The sequence below is a fragment of the Roseovarius halophilus (ex Wu et al. 2025) genome (assembly GCF_047086965.1).
Genome location: NZ_JBKOTX010000633.1, coordinates 1 through 272, shown reverse-complemented (window position 1 = coordinate 272; position 272 = coordinate 1). Strand labels below are relative to the sequence as shown.

Annotated in this window: 1 pseudogene; it reads right to left on the bottom strand. The window is 65.4% G+C overall.

The window, feature by feature from the left end:
• Window positions 1–272, bottom strand: a pseudogene (locus tag ACH107_RS33820) (IS21 family transposase); the annotation flags it as partial.

Genomic DNA, 272 nt, shown 5'->3' with positions numbered 1-272 from the left:
GGCCGCCGGCAGGGGGCGCATCTCGGCCAGGTCTCTTTGCAGGCGCGCGCCGATGGTCTCCGTGTGCCCACGGAGTGTATCAGTCTGACGGGCGCGACACTGCTCTTCGAGATAGGCGTTGAAGCTCTCCCAATCCGGGAAGTGGGGGATCGGCACCATGTGGTTGCGGCGGGCATAGCCCACCATCCCCTCGACATTGCCCTTGTCATTCCCTTTGCCCGGCCGCCCGTAGCGGTCTCGGAACAGGTAGTGCGACAGCAGCCCGCTGAACA